Here is a 17,448-nt window from a genome sequence, read left to right on the forward strand (position 1 = left end):
CCATGACTCCCTCGCAATGGCTGGACATCGCCGTCCTGTCGGTGGCATTCATCGCCGCGATCTCTGGGTGGCGGTCCGGGGCGCTGGGCTCGGTGCTGTCATTCGCCGGGGTGGTACTGGGCGCGGTTGCCGGGGTGCTGCTGGCGCCCCACATCGTCAGCCAGATCGCCGCTCCGCGGGCGAAGTTGTTTGCGGCGCTGTTCCTGATCCTGGCGCTCGTGGTGGTCGGCGAGGTGGCGGGCGTGGTGCTGGGGCGGGCGGTTCGGGGCGCAATCCGCAACCGGCCGGTCCGCACCATCGACTCCGTCATCGGCGTGGCGGTGCAGCTGATCGTGGTGCTGACCGCGGCCTGGCTGCTGGCGACGCCGCTGACCCAATCGAAGGACCAGCCGGAGCTGGCCGCCGCGGTCCGCGGCTCGAGAGTGCTCGCCGAGGTCAACGAGGTGGCGCCGACGTGGCTGAAGACGGTGCCCAAGCGCCTTTCGGCCCTGCTGAACACCTCCGGGCTGCCCGCCGTGCTGGAACCGTTCAGCCGTACCCCGGTGATTCCGGTCGCCTCGCCGGACCCGGCGCTGGCCAACAATCCGGTGGTTGCCGCGGCGGCGCCGAGCGTGGTCAAGGTGCGCAGCCTGGCACCGAGTTGCCAGAAAGTACTGGAAGGCACCGGATTCGTCATCGCACCCGAGCGGGTGATGACCAACGCGCACGTGGTGGCCGGGTCCAGCACCGTTTCGCTGCAGGCCAACGGCAAGAGTTATGACGCCACGGTGGTCTCCTATGACCCGCAGGTGGACATCGCGATCCTGGCCGCCCCGGGGCTGCCGTCGACGCCGCTGGTGTTCGACGACACTCCCGCGAAGACCGGTACCGACGTGGTGGTGCTGGGCTATCCGGGCGGCGGCAACTTCACCGCCACCCCGGCCCGGATCCGTGAGGTCATCAAGCTCAGCGGGCCCGACATCTACCGCAGCCCGCAGCAGGTAACGCGTGACGTCTACACCATCCGGGCCAATGTGGAGCAGGGCGATTCCGGTGGGCCGCTCATCGACCTCGAGGGCCGGGTGCTCGGCGTGGTGTTCGGCGCTGCGGTGGACGACGCCGACACCGGGTTTGTGCTGACGGCCGAAGAAGTGGCCGGCCAGCTTTCCCGAGTCGGCGCCACCGCGCCGGTGAGCACTGGAGCCTGCGTCAGCTGACCTGGTGCACCTTCTGCAGGAAGCGCATCAGGTGCCGGTTGATCTCCCCCGGTGCCTCTTCGTGGCTGAAATGTCCGGCGCCGGCGACGGACACGTAGCGGCCGTGCGGTGCATAGCGCCGGGTGCGTTCGACCGGGGCGGCGAGCACGTAGGGATCGGCGTCGCCGCGGATATGCAGTAGCGGCACCCCGAGCTGTGCGCCGGTGGACTTGATGAACCGGTGGCCTTCGCCGCGGAGCTGGCTGCGCACCGCCCACCGCTGGTACTCAAGCGCGCAGTGCGCGGCGCCCGGGATCCGGATGGCCCGCCGCAGGTGCTCGACGGTCTGCGAAAAATCTTCGGAGTCAATCCATTTGGCACCGCTGCGGCTGCGCACCAGCCGCTCGATCTCGGCGCCGTTATGTCTGGTCAGCATCCGCTCGGGCAGCAGTGGCGCCTGGTAGCGCAACAGGGTGGGCAGTAGCGCGCGGCCCTGGTCCCGTCGCGTCAGCGTCGACCGCCGCAGTGCCGCCGGGTGGGGAGAGCTGATCACGGCAATGGCGCGCACCAGCCGTGCATGCAACAGCGCGGTGCCCCAGCAGGCCAGCCCACCGTCGGCGTGGCCGATCAGCGTCGCGGACGAATGACCAAGTGCGCGAATGAGTCCGGCGGTATCTCCGGCCAAAGTCCAGCCGTCGTAGCCGCGGGGCGGCTTGTCGCTGCCGCCGTAACCGCGCAGGTCGACCGCGACCACCCGGGCGCCGGTCAGGGCGCGCAGCTGATGACGCCAGGACCACCAGAACGACCCGAACCCATGCAGCAGCATCACCAGCGGCCGGCCGCTGGCCGCCCCGTCCCCGGAATTCGCTTCGACGACGTGAAACCGGATGCCGTTGGCGTGCACATCCAGATGGCGCCAAGGCCCGTCGATGCGGACGACCGACGGATCTGGAGCCGGCACTTACCAGCCCGAGGGGTCGGTGGGAGTCTTGTTGTCCGGCTTTTCGTGTTTGCCGTGGTGTTCGGGCAGCTGCTTGGGCCCGGCCGGAGTCTTGTCATGGCCGGGGGTGAAGGCCGTGCGTGCCTCTTTCACGGATTCGATGGTCTTCTGGGGGCCGCGGATCCTGCGGACCTTCAAGAAGCCGAACAGCGCCAGCGCGATCGTGACCACCACCATGATCGCGAAGACGATCAGGAATGCCGCCCACCGCCACAACCAGTCGTCCAGCAGTTCGGCGAGGAAAAAGAAGAAGAAGAACGTCGAGTAGAACAGCACCACCAGAGCCGAGATGAAAAAGACGCTGCCGGTCAGGCCCTTCTTGACATCGCGGGTGATCTCCGCACGCGCCAGCTCGACCTCGGCGCGCACCAGGGTCGACATCTGCGCGGTGACGTCTTTGATCAGTTCGCCGACCGACGGCTCGCCGGCCCTGGCGTGCGGGTCGGCCAGCGGAATGGTGGTCAGCGTGCTCGGTACACCGTTCTTTCGATCGGGTTTGCTCACAGACGGTCCTCTCCGTTTCGCGACTCAACGGTGTCCCACCGAGTCGCGCAGTGCGCGTCGTCGCGGTTTATGTTGCCATGCGGCCTCAGGGCAGCACGAGGCCGGACGATGCCGGCCGAGGGCCGTCGCAAGTGCGGCGGACCGGACGCATTGATCCTCTACACTGACCCACTGGTCTGAGATTCCTCACTCCAATCTTTGACAACCGAACGGGGTATCACTTTGCGGAAGGCGCTGAGCGGCCTGAAATCCGCCGTCCTGGCCGTTTTCTTGGGCCTTCTGTTCCTGCCGGCGAACACCGCTTCGGCGGACGACAAGGTCGCACTCGGTGGCGGGTCCGGCATTGTCGTCAACACCGGCACGCTGTGCACGCTGACCGCTATCGGTCATGACAAGTTCGGCGACCTCATCGGATTCACCTCCGCGCACTGCGGTGGACCCGGCGCGCCCGTCGCCGCCGAGGGTGCCGAGGGCGGCGCGAGCCATGGTCAGGTCGGCACGATGGTGGCCGGCAATGATGGGCTGGACTACGCGGTCATCAAGTTCGACCCGGCCAAGGTGAACCCGGTGAACGACGTCAACGGCTTCGCCATCAACGGCATCGGCCCGGAGCCGGTCTTCGGCCAGGTCGCGTGCAAGCAGGGCCGCACCACCGGCAATTCGTGCGGTGTCACCTGGGGGCCGGGCCAGGACCCGGGCAGCATCCTGATGCAGGTGTGCGGCGGGCCGGGTGACTCCGGTGCTCCGGTGACCGTCGACAATCTGCTGGTCGGGATGATCCACGGCGCCTTCAGCGACAGCCTGCCGAGCTGCGTCACCAAATACATCCCGCTGCACACACCCGCGGTGGTGATGTCGATCAACGCCGACCTGGCCGACATCGTGGCCAAGAATCGCCCCGGCTCCGGGTTCGTCCCGGTCGGCTGACCTACTTCGATTCGCGGATGGCGTCGAAGACGTTGGGGTCCAGCAACGTCGACGTGTCGCCCAGGTCGCGGTTCTCCGCGACGTCGCGAAGCAACCGGCGCATGATCTTCCCGCTGCGCGTCTTCGGTAGCTCAGGCACGATGTGGATCTCGCGCGGCTTGGCGATGGGCGAGATCTCGCGGGCAACCTCACCGCGCAATTCCGCGACCGTGTCTTCGCTGACTTCGTAGTTCGAGCGCAGCACCACGAACGCGCAGATGGCCTGCCCGGTGGTGTCGTCGGTAACCCCGACCACCGCGGCCTCGGCCACCCCGGGGTGCCCGACGAGTGCGGACTCCACCTCGGCGGTGGAGATGCGGTGCCCGGACACGTTCATCACGTCATCGATGCGGCCCAGCACCCAGATCGCGCCGTCGGGGTCGAAACGGGCCCCGTCGCCGGCGAAGTAGTAGCCCTTGTCGGCGAACTTGGACCAGTAGGTCTTGCGGTACCGTTCGGGGTCGCCCCAGATGCCGCGCAGCATGGACGGCCAAGGTTGGTCCAGCACGAGATAGCCGGTGACGTGGGTTTCGGCCTTTTCCTCCTGGTCGTCCGGCGGATCAAGCGGGTCGCCGTGGTCGTCGACGATCTTGGCCGAAATGCCCGGCAGCGCCGTCATCGCCGAACCCGGTTTGGCTTCGCTGACGCCGGGCAGCGGGGAGATCATGGCCGAGCCGGTCTCTGTCTGCCACCAGGTGTCGACCACCGGCACTTTGCCCCCGCCGATCACGTCGCGGTACCAGCGCCACGCCTCGGGGTTGATGATCTCGCCGACCGTACCCAGCAGCCGGATACTCGACAGGTCGTGCGCGTCCGGGATCTCGCGGCCCCACTTCATGAATGTCCGGATCAGCGTTGGCGCGGTGTAATAGATTGTGACGCCGTACTTTTCGATGATCTCGAAATGCCGGTGCTGGCTGGGGGTGTTGGGCGTGCCCTCGTAGAGCACCTCGGTGATGCCATTGGACAGCGGGCCGTAGACGCCGTAGGTGTGTCCGGTGACCCAGCCGATGTCGGCGGTGCACCAGAACACGTCGGTCTCCGGCTTGACGTCGAAGATGGCATGCATCGTGTAGGCGCACTGCGTCAGATAGCCGCCGCTGGTGTGCACGATGCCCTTCGGCTTGCCGGTGGTGCCCGAGGTGTACAGCAGGAACAGCGGCTGCTCGGCGTCGAACGCCTCGGCAGTGTGCTCGGGCGAGGCCTGGTCCACGACGTCGTGCCACCACAGATCGCGATCTTCGTCCCAGGAGACGTCAACTCCGGTGCGCCGCACCACCAGAACATGCTCGACGGGGCTGTCGTCGACCGACACCGCCTCGTCGGCGGCTTCCTTGAGCGGCGCCGGCTTGCCGCGGCGGAACTGCCCGTCGGCGGTGATCAACAGCTTGGCCGCAGCGTCGGCGATCCGGGCCCGCAGAGCGTGCGCGGTGAAGCCGCCGAACACCACGCTGTGCATGATGCCCAACCGCGCGCAGGCCAGCATCGCGATCACGGCTTCCGGGATGAGCGGAAGGTAAATGGCGACCCGGTCACCGGCGACCAGGCCCAGATCGGTCAGCGCGTTAGCCGCCTTGCACACTTCCCGTTGCAGATCTGCGTAGGTCAGGGTGCGGCGGTGATCCTGCGGTTCGCCTTCCCAATGGATGGCGACCCGATCACCGTGGCCCGCCTCGACGTGACGGTCGACGCAGTTGTAGGCGACGTTGAGCTTGCCGCCGACGAACCACTTGGCGAACGGCGCGTCCGACCAGTCCAGCACCGTGTTGTGCGGCGTGGCCCAGGACAGCCGGTCGGCCTGCTCGGCCCAGAACGCCAGCCGGTCCTTCTCCGCCTGTTCGTAGAGCTCGGGGCGGGCGTTGGCCTGTTCGGCGAACTGTGGCGGGGGTGGGTAGGCAGGGGCGTGTTGGGTGCCATCCGATTCGGTCCCGGTCATGAATCTGAGCCTAGCGCCGCGGCCATTCGCTCTTCCCGTGCGTCGATTCACGACCACGCGGCGCCCGCTGCCGGATAATCCGTGCATGATGCGCGCTTGGTTGACCGCAGTCCTGGCCGCCGCAACCGGATGTGCGGCAGCGACGCCCGCCGGGGCCGCGCCTGCTGACGTCGCGCCCTGCTCGTCGGGGCAGATCGTGGTGACAGCCGCCGGGCCCGAGGCCGCCGTCGGTCACCGCGGGGTGACGCTGATCTTCGGACCGGCGCCGGGGGCCGCGCCCTGCACGCTGACCGGGTACCCCGCGGTGCGCGCGGCCGGTGGCGGATCGGCGATAGCTGCCCAGCCGACCCCGCGCGGATACCTGGGCGGACTGCCGGGTGACCTCGACGAGCCGCCCACCGTCATGATCTCGCCGTCGCAGCGGGCGGAGTCGGTCGTGGAGGGCCTGTCCGTCGACGCCGCCGGCCACCCGTGCCCCAAGTACACCGAACTGAGCGTCACGCCGCCCGGTGGGGCCGAGGCCGTCACCGTGACGGTCGCTATGGACAGCTGTCAGATGCAGGTGCACCCGGTCACTCAAGTGACGATAGAGCCGGTGCCGCCTTCGTAGCGGCGGCACGCTCTATGGTCGCTGACGCCGACGCGCAGCGGCGGCACGCTCTATCGTCGCTGATGTGCATCGGATGTTGCGGGCGGTGCTGGCTGCCCTACTGGCAGCCGGATGCCTGGCGGGGTGCGGCGGCGGCATCCTCACACCCGACGCGGTGGTGGTCAACGGCGCGGAACCACCCAACCCGCTGATCCCGACCGGTACCAACGACAGCAACGGCGGCCGCATCATCGACCGACTGTTCGCCGGCCTGGTGTCCTATGACGCGGCCGGCCGGCCGTCGCCGGAAGTCGCACAGTCGATCGAGAGCATCGACAACATCAATTACCGGATCGTGCTCAAACCGGACTGGCAGTTCACCGACGGGTCGCCGGTGACGGCCCATTCGTTCGTCGACGCCTGGAATTTCGGTGCGCTGAGCGCCAATGCTCAACTGCAGCAACAATTCTTCAGCGCCATCGCGGGTTTCGACGAATTGGCCGCGACGCCCGGAGACGGCAAGCCGACCAGCATGTCCGGGTTGCGGGTGGTGAACGATCTCGAATTCACCGTCCGGTTGCGGGCGCCGACCATCGACTTCGTGTTGAGCCTGGGCCACAACGCCTTCTATCCGTTGCCGGCCTGGGCGTTTCGCGACATGGCGGCGTTCGGTCGCCATCCGGTGGGCAACGGTCCGTACCAGCTGGCCGACGGTCCCGACGGGCCGGCATGGGAACACAACGTCAAGATCGACCTGGCGGCCAACCCGGGTTATCACGGCAACCGTAAACCGCGTAACAAGGGTCTGCGGTTCGAGTTCTATGCCAACCTGGACACCGCGTACGCCGACCTGTTATCGGGCAATCTCGATGTGCTGGATACGATTCCATCCAGTGCGTTGACGATCTACCGGCGGGACCTGGGCGGGAATGCCGTAGCGGGCCCGGTTGCCGTCAGCCAGTCACTCGACACGCCGTTGCGGCTGCCGCATTTCGGTGGCGAAGAAGGCCGGCTGCGACGGCTGGCGATCTCGGCGGCCATCAACCGTCCGCAGATCTGCCAACAGATCTTCAATGGCACGCGAAGTCCGGCAAGGGATTTCACCGCCAGTTCGTTGCCGGGATTCGATCCGCACATCCCGGGCAACGATGCCCTGGACTTCAACCCGCAACGGGCCCGGGAACTCTGGGCACAGGCCAACGCCCTGTCGCCGTGGAGCGGGCGGTATGCCATCGCCTACAACGCCGACAGCGGTCATCAGGAGTGGGTGGATGCGGTGGCCAACAGCATCAAGAACGTGTTGGGCATCGACGCGGCCGGGGCCCCGCAGCCCACCTTCGCCGGGTTCCGCACCCAGATCACCAATCGCACCATCGGCACCGCGTTCCGGGCCGGCTGGATCGGCGACTACCCGTCGATGATCGAGTTCCTCGCACCGCTGTATGCCACCGGAGCCGGGTCGAACGACGTCGGCTACTCCAGCCGCGAGTTCGACGCCGCTTTGGCCGCGGCCGAGGCGGCGCCGGATCTCCGCCAGGCCGATGCGCTGGCCAATGTCGCCCAGCGAATCCTGTTGCACGACATGCCCGCAATCCCCCTGTGGTACTACATCAGTGTCATCGGGTGGTCGAGCCAGGTCAGCAACGTCACGCCCACCTGGAACGGGCTGCCCGACTACGAGAACATCGTGAAGGGCTGAGATGGGCTGGTATGTGCTGCGCCGGATCGCCGTCATGGTCCCGGTCTTCCTGGGCGCGACGCTGCTGATCTACGGCATGGTTTTTCTGCTGCCCGGTGACCCGGTGGCCGCGATCGCCGGCGACCGCCCGCTGAGTCCGGAAGTGGCTGCGCAGCTGCGCGCCCGCTATCACCTCGACGATCCGTTCCTGGTGCAGTACCTGCGCTACCTCGGCGGCCTGGTGCACGGCGACCTGGGCCGCGCGTACTCCGGGCTGCCGGTCAGTGCCGTACTGGCGCATGCCTTTCCGGTGACGATCCGGCTGGCTTTGATCGCGCTGGTGGTGGAGGGAATCCTCGGCATCGGGTTCGGGGTGATCGCCGGCCTGCGCCAGGGCGGCATCTTCGATGCCACGGTGCTGGTCAGCGGGCTCGTCATCATCGCGATCCCGATTTTTGTGCTGGGATTCCTGGCGCAATTCGTGTTCGGGGTCGGATTGGGCTGGGCGCCGGTCACGGTAGGTGGCCGCGCCACGTTCGGGCGGTTGCTGCTGCCCGGAATCGTATTGGGCCTGGTCTCATTCGCCTATGTGGTGCGGTTGACCCGCTCCGCCGTGGCCGCGAACGCACATGCCGACTACGTCCGTACCGCCACGGCCAAGGGATTGTCGCGGCCACGGGTGGTCGTGGTGCACATTCTGCGCAATTCGCTGATTCCGGTGGTCACCTTTCTCGGTGCCGATCTCGGTGCGCTGATGGGCGGAGCGATCGTGACCGAGGGGATATTCAACATCCACGGCGTGGGCGGCGTGCTGTATCAGGCGGTCACCCGTCAGGAGGCGCCCACGGTGGTGTCCATCGTGACGGTGCTGGTGCTGATCTACCTGGTCAGCAATCTGTTGGTGGACCTGTTGTACGCGGCGCTGGACCCCCGGATCCGGTATGTATAGGCGCCCCAAGTTCGTCGTCGCCGCCGCGCTGATCCTGCTGATCCTGCTGATTGCCGCATTTCCGGGGATGTTCACCGGCGTCGATCCCGGCTATGCCGACTCAAGCCAGAGCCTGCTGCCGCCGTCCGCGGCACACTGGTTCGGTACCGACCTGCAGGGCCATGACATCTATGCGCGCACCATCTACGGTGCACGGGCTTCGGTCACGGTCGGGCTGGGTGCGACGCTGGCCGTGTTCGTCGTCGGCGGGACACTCGGTGCGCTGGCCGGCTTCTACGGAGGCTGGGTTGACGCGATCATCTCGCGGATCACCGACGTGTTCTTCGCCCTGCCGTTGCTGCTGGCCGCGATCGTCCTGATGCAGGTCATGCATCACCGCACGCTGTGGACCGTGGTCGCGATACTCGCCCTGTTCGGGTGGCCGCAGGTGGCCCGGATCGCCCGCAGCTCGGTGCTGGAGGTGCGGGGCTGTGACTACGTCTTGGCGGCAAAGGCGTTGGGGCTGAGTGACTTTCGTACCTTGGTGCGGCACGTGGTGCCAAATGCCATCGGGCCGGTCATCGCCGTCTCCACCATCGCGCTGGGTGTCTTCATCGTCACCGAGGCCACCTTGTCCTACCTGGGGGTGGGACTACCCACGTCCGTGGTGTCATGGGGCGGCGACATCAACGTGGCCCAGATGCGGCTGCGGGCCGGTTCTGCCATCTTGTTCTATCCTGCCGGCGCTCTGGCGATCACGGTACTGGCCTTCATGATGATGGGCGACGCGCTGCGCGACGGCCTGGATTCGGCGTCACGGGCGTGGCGGGCGTGAGCGGTCAGCCGCTGCTCTCGGTCGAGGGCCTGCAGGTACGGTTCGGCGCCGACGAACCGGTGGTCCGTGGGGTGGACCTGAGTGTGCTTCGCGGCCAGACGGTGGCGGTCGTCGGCGAATCCGGATCCGGCAAATCCACCACTGCGGCCGCGATCCTCGGGTTGTTGTCACCCGGTGGCCGAATCACCGGCGGGCGCATCATGTTCGACGGCCGCGACATCACTGGGGCCGAACGGCGGGTGATGAGCGGCATCCGGGGCAACGAGATCGGTTACGTGCCGCAGGATCCGATGACCAATCTCAATCCGGTGTGGAAGGTCGGCTTCCAGGTCCGGGAGGCGTTGCGGGTCAACACCGATGGTCGTGATGCGCGACGGCGCGCGGTGCAGTTGCTGGCCGACGCCGGGATGCCCGACCCGGGCAAGCAGGCCGGCCGATACCCACACCAACTTTCCGGCGGGATGTGCCAACGCGCGCTGATCGCGATCGGCCTGGCGGGCCGGCCGCGGTTGCTGATCGCCGACGAACCCACGTCGGCGCTGGACGTCACCGTGCAGCGACAGGTCCTCGACCACCTGCAGCGCCTCACCGACGACCTTGGCACGGCGTTGCTGCTGATCACCCATGACTTGGCGCTGGCAGCCGAGCGGGCCGAACAGGTGGTGGTCATCCACCGCGGAGTGGTGGTGGAATCTGGTGCGGCAGCGGCGATTCTGCGTAACCCGAAGCACGAGTACACCCAGCGGCTGGTGGCCGCCGCGCCGTCGCTGACGGTGCGCGACAAACGCGCGGCCGAAATCCGGGGGCGGGTGGCCGCCGAAGCGGCGGAGCAGGCGGGCGCACAGGACGACATCCTGGTGGTGTCCGGCCTGACCAGGACCTACCCGGACACCCGCGGCCTGCCGTGGCGGCGGACGGAGTTCCGTGCGGTCGACGGCGTGTCCTTTCGCGTGCGGCGCGCCAGCACGCTGGCGGTGGTGGGGGAGTCCGGTTCCGGCAAATCGACCGTCGCACGTATGGTGCTCGGCCTGCTGCCGCCGACTTCGGGCACGGTTGTCTTCGATGGAACGGACGTCGCCGCGGTGCGCAAGACGCTTGCTTTCCGCCGCCGGATCCAGCCGGTCTTCCAGAACCCGTACAGCAGTCTGGATCCCATGTACCCGGTGTTCCGCGCCATCGAGGAGCCATTGCGTATTCATCGCGTGGGTGACCGCCGCCGGCGCGAGCGGGCGGTGCGTGAGCTGATGGAGCAGGTGGCGCTGCCTTCGTCGGTACTGGACCGGCTGCCCCGGGAGCTTTCCGGTGGCCAGCGGCAGCGTGTCGCCATTGCACGGGCACTGGCGCTGCGGCCCGACGTCCTGGTCTGCGACGAGGCGGTGTCGGCCCTCGACGTCCTGGTGCAGGCCCAGATACTCGACCTGTTGAGTGAGTTGCAGGCCAACCTGGGCCTGACCTACCTGTTCATCAGCCACGATCTGGCGGTGGTCCGGCAGATCTCCGACGATGTGCTGGTGATGCGAGCCGGCCGGGTGGTAGAACACGCGGCCACCGAAGCGGTGTTCGCCAATCCCGGCCACGACTACACCCGGCAGTTGCTGGAGGCCATACCCGGTGCCCCGGCCGGGCCCCGATAGGTTGGCAACCTGTGACTGACCCCCTGGCTCCGCTGATGGACCTTCCCGGCGTCGCCGAAGCGAGCGACCGGGCCCGCGAGGCGCTGGGACGGGCCCACCGGCACCGGGCCAACCTGCGCGGCTGGCCGGTGACGGCCGCCGAGGCGTCATTGCGGGCCGCGCGAGCCTCCTCGGTGCTCGACGGGGGGCCGGTTCGGCTGGACGACGTCGCGGACGCCGGCGGCGTCAGCGACCCGGTGTTCGGGGGGGCGTTACGGGTGGCGCAGGCGCTGGAAGGCGGCGGGGGATCGCTGGTCGCGGTGTGGCAGAAGGCGCCGCTGCAGGCTCTCGCGCGGCTGCACATGCTCGCGGCCGCCGACCTCGTCGACGACGATCGGCTGGGCCGGCCGCGCGCCGATGCCGAGGTCGGGCCGCGGCTGGAGTTGCTCGCCCAGCTGGTCAGCCGTCCCACCAAGGCGGCGGCGCCGGTGGTTGCCGCGGTGGCGCACGGGGAGTTGGTGACCCTGCGGCCGTTCGGCAGTGCCGACGGCGTCGTGGCACGCGCCGTATCGCGGTTGGTCACCATCGCCACCGGGTTGGACCCACATGGACTAGGAGTGCCGGAGGTCAGCTGGATGCGTCAGCCCGCGGCCTACCGCGAGGCCGCCGCGAAGTTCGCCTCGGGGAGCCCAACCGGCGTGGCGAGTTGGCTGGTGCTGTGTTGCCGGGCCATGAGGGCCGGAGCGCAGGAGGCGTTGGCGATTGCGGACGCAGTGCCCCGACGGTAGCTGGCAAGAGGGCGGAAGAAAATGTCGTGAAAATGCAAAGCGGGCGGCGACCCGAAATATTCGAATCGCCGCCCGCCAACACGGTTCTCGGTTACCAAGCGTGCATTTATCGGCTGCGTGGGTGGCCTCGGCGCGTTTGCGATACTTCCTGCTGCGACCCCACCCAAAGGATCGTCGGGGCATTCCGTTTTTCGCAATTACGCAGGCCCGCAACGCTTCTGCCACTATCGCGGCCATGACTCCGCGTGGGTTCCGGGAACCGTGCTGGGTGCCCGGGTCGGGAGGTCGAACCTTCTCTTCCGGATCGACCTTGGCCTCACCAGGCTGCCGTGACTCCTTTGTACTACTAGACCACAGGCACAGCAAGGCCTAAGCGCGTCAAAGTTGGGCAACGACATTTAATTGTGCGCACTAAGAATTTGCTGGCGTGGCAGGGATGCCGGGACGGCCGGCCTGAAGTCGTCAGAATGCGAAGCGCCGCAACAGGGCGTAGGTCACCGCGCCGGCCGCCGCAGCGGTGATCCCCATCGCCGCAGTCGTCGCAATGGCGGCACCCGACGGCGCCGGGATTCGGTCCCGTAGCGACACCGGTCTCGAGAAGGACAGCACCGGCCAACCCCGTTCGATGGCCTCCCTGCGCAGTCCGCGGTCGGGATTGACGACCGATGGATGACCGACCGATTCCAGCATCGGTAGGTCGGTGATCGAGTCCGAATACGCGTAGCAGTGCTCCAGGGGATAGCCCTCGCGCGCGGCCAACTCGCGGATCGCCTGCACTTTGCCTTCGCCGTAGCAGTAGAAGGCGACGTCCCCGGTGTACTTGCCATCCTCCACGACCATCCGGGTCGCCATCGCGTGCGTGGCACCCAGTGCGCGCGCGATCGGACCGACGATCTCCTCGCCGGACGCGGACACCAGCACGACGTCACGCCCGCACAGCTTGTGCGCGGCGATGAGATCGGCGGCCTCGGCGAACACCAGCGGTGTCACGATGTCGTGCAGCGTTTCGTTGACGATCGACTTCACCTGTGCGACGTCCCACCCGGTGCACATGTTCGCCAAGTGGGTCCGCATCCGATCCATCTGGTCATGGTCGGCACCGGAGAGCAGGAAGATGAACTGGGCGTAGCTGGACTTCAGCACCGCGCGCCGGTTAAGCAGGCCCTGCGCGAAGAAGGGTTTGCTGAACGCAAGGGTGCTCGACTTGGCAATGATGGTCTTGTCCAAGTCGAAGAAGGCAGCGGTGCGGGCGCTCGGGGCCGCGGCTTCAGATGTGTGCAGCGAGGTTTGCTGTGGGGCGGCCGAGTCGGGGACGGTCACCAATCCAGCATAGGTGTGCGATCCGGTACGGCCGCGATGTTGCGTTCAATGTTGCGTTCAGTACGACGGGCGCATAAGCGCTGTTGCGTTTCGGCCCACCGCATTTACCCGTCTCAAGCCGCACTTTCCTTGCACGGAGTACTTGCGTGAATCCCGGCTGGCATGTGTATAGTAAGCATTACTCGGCCTTGAGCCGAGGGTGTATCAGCCCGACCCCCCGGGGCTGATACACGACGACCTCCGCCTCCTCCCCCCCTGGCGGGGGTCGTCCCTTTTTCAGGGTAAAAATTCCGCCTCGTCGAGGACCTCGACCCGCTGCCGGTGCGTTGCGGGCACGCCGTTCGTGCTCCAGTCGACCGGTTCACAGCGAACGACTTGTGCACAGACCGGTCTCTCTCCACAGATCCGGCTTTGGCACTGGTGTCCAATACCGTCTGCGCCGCACGGTGGAGCGATGAACGAACTTCCGCCCGTCGGCTCCGCTCGGGGGCCGGCCGCATCCGGGGTGCTGGCGATCCTGGCGGACCCGCACCTGCGTGAGGAAATAGACCGGATCGCCGCAGCCGTCGGCGTGCGGGTTGTCCATACCGCTGGCAGGGATGCGGTGAGCAGGAAGACGTGGTCGGCGGCTGCGGCGGTGCTGCTCGACGAGGCGGCAGCCGACTGTTGTGGCCGCGCCGGGTTGCCGCGGCGCACTCACGTCAGTGTTTTGACCAGCACCGACGCCGACGCGGCGACATGGGCGGCCGCCGTGGCGGTGGGCGCCGAGCGGGTCCTGCGGATGCCCACGCAGGAGCAAGCACTCGTCGGCGAACTCGCCGAGGCCGCGGAGGCGGCGCGAGAGGACAACCGCTGTGGTGAGGCTGTGGCTGTCATCGGAGGCTGCGGCGGTGCGGGGGCCTCACTGCTGGCCACCGCCCTCGCGCAGACCGCTGGCGAAGCACTGCTGCTCGACCTCGACCCGTGGGGCGGCGGCATCGATCTGCTGGTCGGAGGCGAGTCCCTGCCCGGGTTGCGATGGCCGGACCTGGCGCTCGAGGGCGGGCGGCTGAACTGGTCGGCGATGCGCCAGGCGTTGCCCCGGCACCGCGCAGTCAGCGTGCTGTCGGGCACCCGGCGCGGCTACGAGTTGGAACCCGGCCCGGTGGCCGCGATCGTCGATGCGGGCCGCCGCGGCGGGGTCACCGTGGTGTGCGACCTGCCGCGGCGGTTGACCGAGGCGACGCATGTCGCGCTGGACAGTGCCGACCTGGTGGTGCTGGTAAGCCGTTGCGATGTCCGGGCCTGCGCGGCCACCGCGACGCTCCGCCCGGTGCTGTCCGCGATCAATCCCAATGTCGGGTTGGTCGTCCGCGGGCCGGCGCCCGGAGGACTGCGGCCGGCCGAGGTCGCCGACATCGCGGGAGTCCCACTGCTGGCATCGATGCGGGCCGAACCGGGCCTGGCGGTGCGGCTCGAGCACGCCGGCCTGCGATTGGGTCGCAGGTCCGCGCTCGCGACGGCAGCCAGGTCGGTACTCGCGGTTTTGCCGAGCAGGCGCAGGACTACGCCCTCGAGTCGTGCGGCATGAACGGATCGTTGATCGAGCGGGTGCGCGAGCGGCTGGCAGCGGAGTCAGGTCCGTTGCGGCCGCAGGTGGTCGCCGCGGCGATCCGTGCGGAGTCCGGCGGGATACTTGGGGACACGGAGGTGCTGGCGAATCTTCGGTTGCTGCAGACCGAGCTCACCGGCGCAGGCATTCTCGAACCGCTGCTCTGCGCGGACGGCACCACCGACGTCTTGGTCACCGCGCCCGACGGCGTCTGGGTCGACGATGGAAATGGTCTGCGGCGCAGCCATATTCGGTTTGCCGACGAGGCGGCGGTGCGACGCCTGGCGCAACGGCTGGCCCTGACCGCAGGCCGCCGGCTCGATGATGCCCAGCCGTGGGTGGATGGACAGTTGACTGGCAGCGGCGCTGGTGGCGCGACGGTACGGTTGCACGCGGTTTTGCCGCCGATAGCCGTTGCGGGCACCTGCTTGTCATTGCGGGTACTGCGGCCGGCCACCCAGGACCTGGCGGCGCTGACCGCTGCGGGCACCATCGCGCCGGGGGCTGTCGGGTTGGTGGCCGACATCATCGCCGCGCGGCTGGCATTCCTGGTGTGCGGCGGGACGGGCGCCGGCAAGACAACGTTGTTGGCCGCGATGTTGGGTGCGGTGTCACCGGCCGAGCGCATCGTGTGCGTAGAGGATGCCGCCGAGCTGGCGCCGCGACATCCCCACGTGGTCAAGCTCGTCGCACGGTGCGCCAACGTCGAGGGCGCCGGTGAAGTGACCGTTCGCCAGCTCGTCCGTCAAGCGCTGAGAATGCGTCCGGACCGGATCGTGGTCGGGGAGGTTCGGGGCGCCGAGGTGGTAGACCTGCTGGCAGCCCTCAACACCGGACACGAGGGCGGCGCGGGCACGTTGCACGCAAATTCTCCGGGCGAGGTTCCTGCCCGATTGGAGGCCCTGGGGGCACTCGGCGGGCTGGACCGGGGCGCGTTGCACAGCCAGCTCGGTGCCGCGGTGCAGGTTCTGCTGCATGTCAGCCGTGATCGAACCGGCGGGCGACGGCTCAGCGAGATCGCGATGCTGCGTCAATCCGACAGCGGGCGGGTGCATGCGCTGACAGCGTGGCACGCCGACCGCGGCAGCGCGGAGGCCGCTGCGGACTTGGACGCCGTGCTGCGAACGCGGATATCGGCATGACCGGGCTGCAGTTGGCCGCGCTGTTGCTCGCGACGGCATTGCTGGTGTTTCCCTCCGGACCTCGGGGTCGCCTTGTACCTGCGTCGTCCGCCGGCCGACGAGTCGTGCCAGGCACGCGGGCGGCCGGCTGGCTTGGCGGGTGTGCCTTCGTGCTTGCGGCTTTCGTGTTGCCGGTGACGACCGTGTTGTCCGGTGCGTTGGCGGGCGGCGCGGCGCTGGTGCGTTACCGTCGTCGTCGCTCCAATAAGCGCGCCGCCGATGAGGCGCGGGGGCTGGAAGCGGGAATCGACGTACTGGTCGGTGAGCTGCGGGTGGGTGCTCACCCGGTGCGGGCCTTCGACGCTGCCGCCGAAGAGACCGACGGGGCGGTGTCGGCGGGCATGCGGACGGTTGCCGCGCGGGCCCGGTTGGGCGCCGACGTCGCCGCCGGACTGCGAGCGGCGGCGGGATCGTCGGCGCTGCCGCAACACTGGGAGCGGCTGGCCATGTGCTGGCAGCTGGCCAACGACCATGGCCTGGCGATCGCCACGCTGATGCGGGCCGCCCAGCGCGACATCGCTGCGCGGCGACACTTTTCGGCGAAGGTCGCCTCGGGAATGGCCGGCGCCCGCGCGACGGCGGCCATCCTGGCCGGACTGCCGGTGCTTGGGTTGCTGCTCGGGCAATTGATCGGAGCCCGGCCGCTGCGCTTCCTGTTGGATGGCCACGCGGGTGGGTGGTGTCTGCTGGCGGGCGTGGCACTGGCCTGCGGTGGGCTGTTCTGGTCGGACCGCATCACCGATCGGGTGGACCCCGCATGAGTGTCGCGGCGGTGCTGCTGGCCGTCGCGCTGTTGGTCGGTGCGGGTCCCGCGCTGGTGCGCGCTCGTGCCGGGATGCCGTCCGGGAGGCCTGCTGCCGGTCGGGCACCCGGTCGCGGTACGGACCCGCTCGGGGTTGCTTCGAGCTTGGATGTGCTCGCCGTATGCCTGAGTGCGGGAATGGCTGTCGCGACGGCTGCGGCAGCTGCTGCGGTATCCGCACCGCAGACGGTGGCGCCGGTGTTGCGTCGTGCCGCCGACCTGTTGGCGCTGGGTGCTGACGCGGCAGTCGCCTGGTCAGCTCCAACGGGTCCGGGCCGGGTCGATGGACAAGTCGAGGGCCTGCTGCGGTTGGCGCGGCGGTCGGCTTCGTCCGGTGCCGCGCTCGCCGACGGCGTCGCGGATCTCGCTGCGCAGGCTCGGCACGACGCCGCCTCGGCGGCCACCGCTGCCGCCGAGCGCGCCGGGGTGCTGATCGCAGGTCCGTTGGGACTGTGTTTCCTGCCCGCTTTCGTGTGTCTGGGCATCGTTCCGGTGGTCGCCGGATTGGCCGGAAATGTTCTGCAGTCGGGATTGATTTGAGA

16 protein-coding genes are annotated in these 17,448 nt (G+C 68.3%); 12 read left to right on the forward strand and 4 right to left on the reverse strand.

From position 1 onward, the window contains the following. The first annotated feature begins 2 nt into the window (after positions 1 to 2). Positions 3 to 1,196: an acid resistance serine protease MarP gene (marP, locus tag AC5Y7D_RS08090; protein WP_499923177.1), complete on the forward strand. Its 1,194-nt coding sequence runs from the start codon at positions 3 to 5 to the stop codon at positions 1,194 to 1,196. On the opposite strand, the gene AC5Y7D_RS08095 is transcribed toward marP, so the two are convergent. Together AC5Y7D_RS08095 and AC5Y7D_RS08100 are read right to left on the reverse strand one after the other, a co-directional pair. Then, a complete protein-coding gene (locus AC5Y7D_RS08095; RefSeq protein WP_499922918.1) occupies positions 1,189 to 2,136 on the reverse strand; it encodes an alpha/beta fold hydrolase in 948 nt (315 codons plus the stop codon). The genes marP and AC5Y7D_RS08095 overlap by 8 nt on opposite strands. Continuing rightward, positions 2,137 to 2,679, reverse strand: coding sequence for a phage holin family protein (locus tag AC5Y7D_RS08100; protein WP_499922920.1), 543 nt, complete (start codon positions 2,677 to 2,679; stop codon positions 2,137 to 2,139). It abuts the gene before it with no gap. Positions 2,680 to 2,901: 222 nt separating this feature from the next. Between AC5Y7D_RS08100 and AC5Y7D_RS08105 the strand changes: the two genes are divergently transcribed. Next, the gene (locus AC5Y7D_RS08105; protein ID WP_499923179.1) at positions 2,902 to 3,606 is read left to right on the forward strand and encodes a S1 family peptidase; all 705 of its coding nucleotides are present in this window, start codon (positions 2,902 to 2,904) and stop codon (positions 3,604 to 3,606) included. 1 nt (position 3,607) lies between these two features. Here the strand turns inward: AC5Y7D_RS08105 and acs are convergent, their stop codons facing one another. Beyond that, the gene (acs, locus tag AC5Y7D_RS08110) at positions 3,608 to 5,581 is read right to left on the reverse strand and encodes an acetate--CoA ligase (protein ID WP_499922922.1); all 1,974 of its coding nucleotides are present in this window, start codon (positions 5,579 to 5,581) and stop codon (positions 3,608 to 3,610) included. A 67-nt stretch (positions 5,582 to 5,648) separates the two neighbouring features. Between acs and AC5Y7D_RS08115 the strand changes: the two genes are divergently transcribed. From AC5Y7D_RS08115 to AC5Y7D_RS08140, 6 genes are all read left to right on the forward strand, one after another. Next, positions 5,649 to 6,191 (forward strand): DUF4232 domain-containing protein, encoded by a 543-nt coding sequence (locus tag AC5Y7D_RS08115; RefSeq protein WP_499923180.1) that lies wholly within the window; start codon positions 5,649 to 5,651, stop codon positions 6,189 to 6,191. Positions 6,192 to 6,264: 73 nt separating this feature from the next. Continuing rightward, positions 6,265 to 7,869, forward strand: coding sequence for a peptide ABC transporter substrate-binding protein (locus AC5Y7D_RS08120; RefSeq protein WP_499923181.1), 1,605 nt, complete (start codon positions 6,265 to 6,267; stop codon positions 7,867 to 7,869). A gap of 1 nt (position 7,870) precedes the next feature. Then, on the forward strand, positions 7,871 to 8,797 hold the full coding sequence (locus AC5Y7D_RS08125; RefSeq protein WP_499922924.1) for an ABC transporter permease: 927 nt from the start codon (positions 7,871 to 7,873) through the stop codon (positions 8,795 to 8,797). After that, positions 8,790 to 9,611, forward strand: a complete 822-nt coding sequence (locus AC5Y7D_RS08130) for an ABC transporter permease (protein ID WP_499922926.1) — start codon at positions 8,790 to 8,792, stop codon at positions 9,609 to 9,611. The genes AC5Y7D_RS08125 and AC5Y7D_RS08130 overlap by 8 nt, the downstream gene beginning before the upstream one ends. Next, positions 9,608 to 11,245, forward strand: coding sequence for a dipeptide ABC transporter ATP-binding protein (locus AC5Y7D_RS08135; RefSeq protein WP_499922929.1), 1,638 nt, complete (start codon positions 9,608 to 9,610; stop codon positions 11,243 to 11,245). The genes AC5Y7D_RS08130 and AC5Y7D_RS08135 overlap by 4 nt, the downstream gene beginning before the upstream one ends. A gap of 35 nt (positions 11,246 to 11,280) precedes the next feature. After that, the gene (locus tag AC5Y7D_RS08140; protein WP_499923184.1) at positions 11,281 to 12,012 is read left to right on the forward strand and encodes a Fic family protein; all 732 of its coding nucleotides are present in this window, start codon (positions 11,281 to 11,283) and stop codon (positions 12,010 to 12,012) included. A gap of 462 nt (positions 12,013 to 12,474) precedes the next feature. Here AC5Y7D_RS08140 and AC5Y7D_RS08145 read toward each other — a convergent pair whose 3' ends face one another. Beyond that, positions 12,475 to 13,332: an HAD-IB family hydrolase gene (locus tag AC5Y7D_RS08145; RefSeq protein WP_499922932.1), complete on the reverse strand. Its 858-nt coding sequence runs from the start codon at positions 13,330 to 13,332 to the stop codon at positions 12,475 to 12,477. 514 nt (positions 13,333 to 13,846) lie between these two features. On the opposite strand from AC5Y7D_RS08145, the gene ssd reads away from it, so the two are divergent. From ssd to AC5Y7D_RS08165, 4 genes are read left to right on the forward strand one after another with little or no spacing between them, the layout of a single operon-like run. After that, complete coding sequence (gene ssd / locus AC5Y7D_RS08150; RefSeq protein ID WP_499923187.1) at positions 13,847 to 14,902, forward strand: septum site-determining protein Ssd; 1,056 nt, start codon at positions 13,847 to 13,849, stop codon at positions 14,900 to 14,902. Then, positions 14,899 to 16,065: a TadA family conjugal transfer-associated ATPase gene (locus tag AC5Y7D_RS08155; RefSeq protein ID WP_499922933.1), complete on the forward strand. Its 1,167-nt coding sequence runs from the start codon at positions 14,899 to 14,901 to the stop codon at positions 16,063 to 16,065. Before ssd ends, AC5Y7D_RS08155 begins: the two co-directional genes overlap by 4 nt. After that, positions 16,062 to 16,865, forward strand: coding sequence for a type II secretion system F family protein (locus AC5Y7D_RS08160; RefSeq protein WP_499922935.1), 804 nt, complete (start codon positions 16,062 to 16,064; stop codon positions 16,863 to 16,865). Before AC5Y7D_RS08155 ends, AC5Y7D_RS08160 begins: the two co-directional genes overlap by 4 nt. Then, complete coding sequence (locus AC5Y7D_RS08165) at positions 16,862 to 17,446, forward strand: type II secretion system F family protein (protein WP_499922937.1); 585 nt, start codon at positions 16,862 to 16,864, stop codon at positions 17,444 to 17,446. The genes AC5Y7D_RS08160 and AC5Y7D_RS08165 overlap by 4 nt, the downstream gene beginning before the upstream one ends. Positions 17,447 to 17,448: the final 2 nt, after the last annotated feature.

The sequence above is a fragment of the Mycobacterium sp. NGS49 genome, from assembly GCF_059812565.1.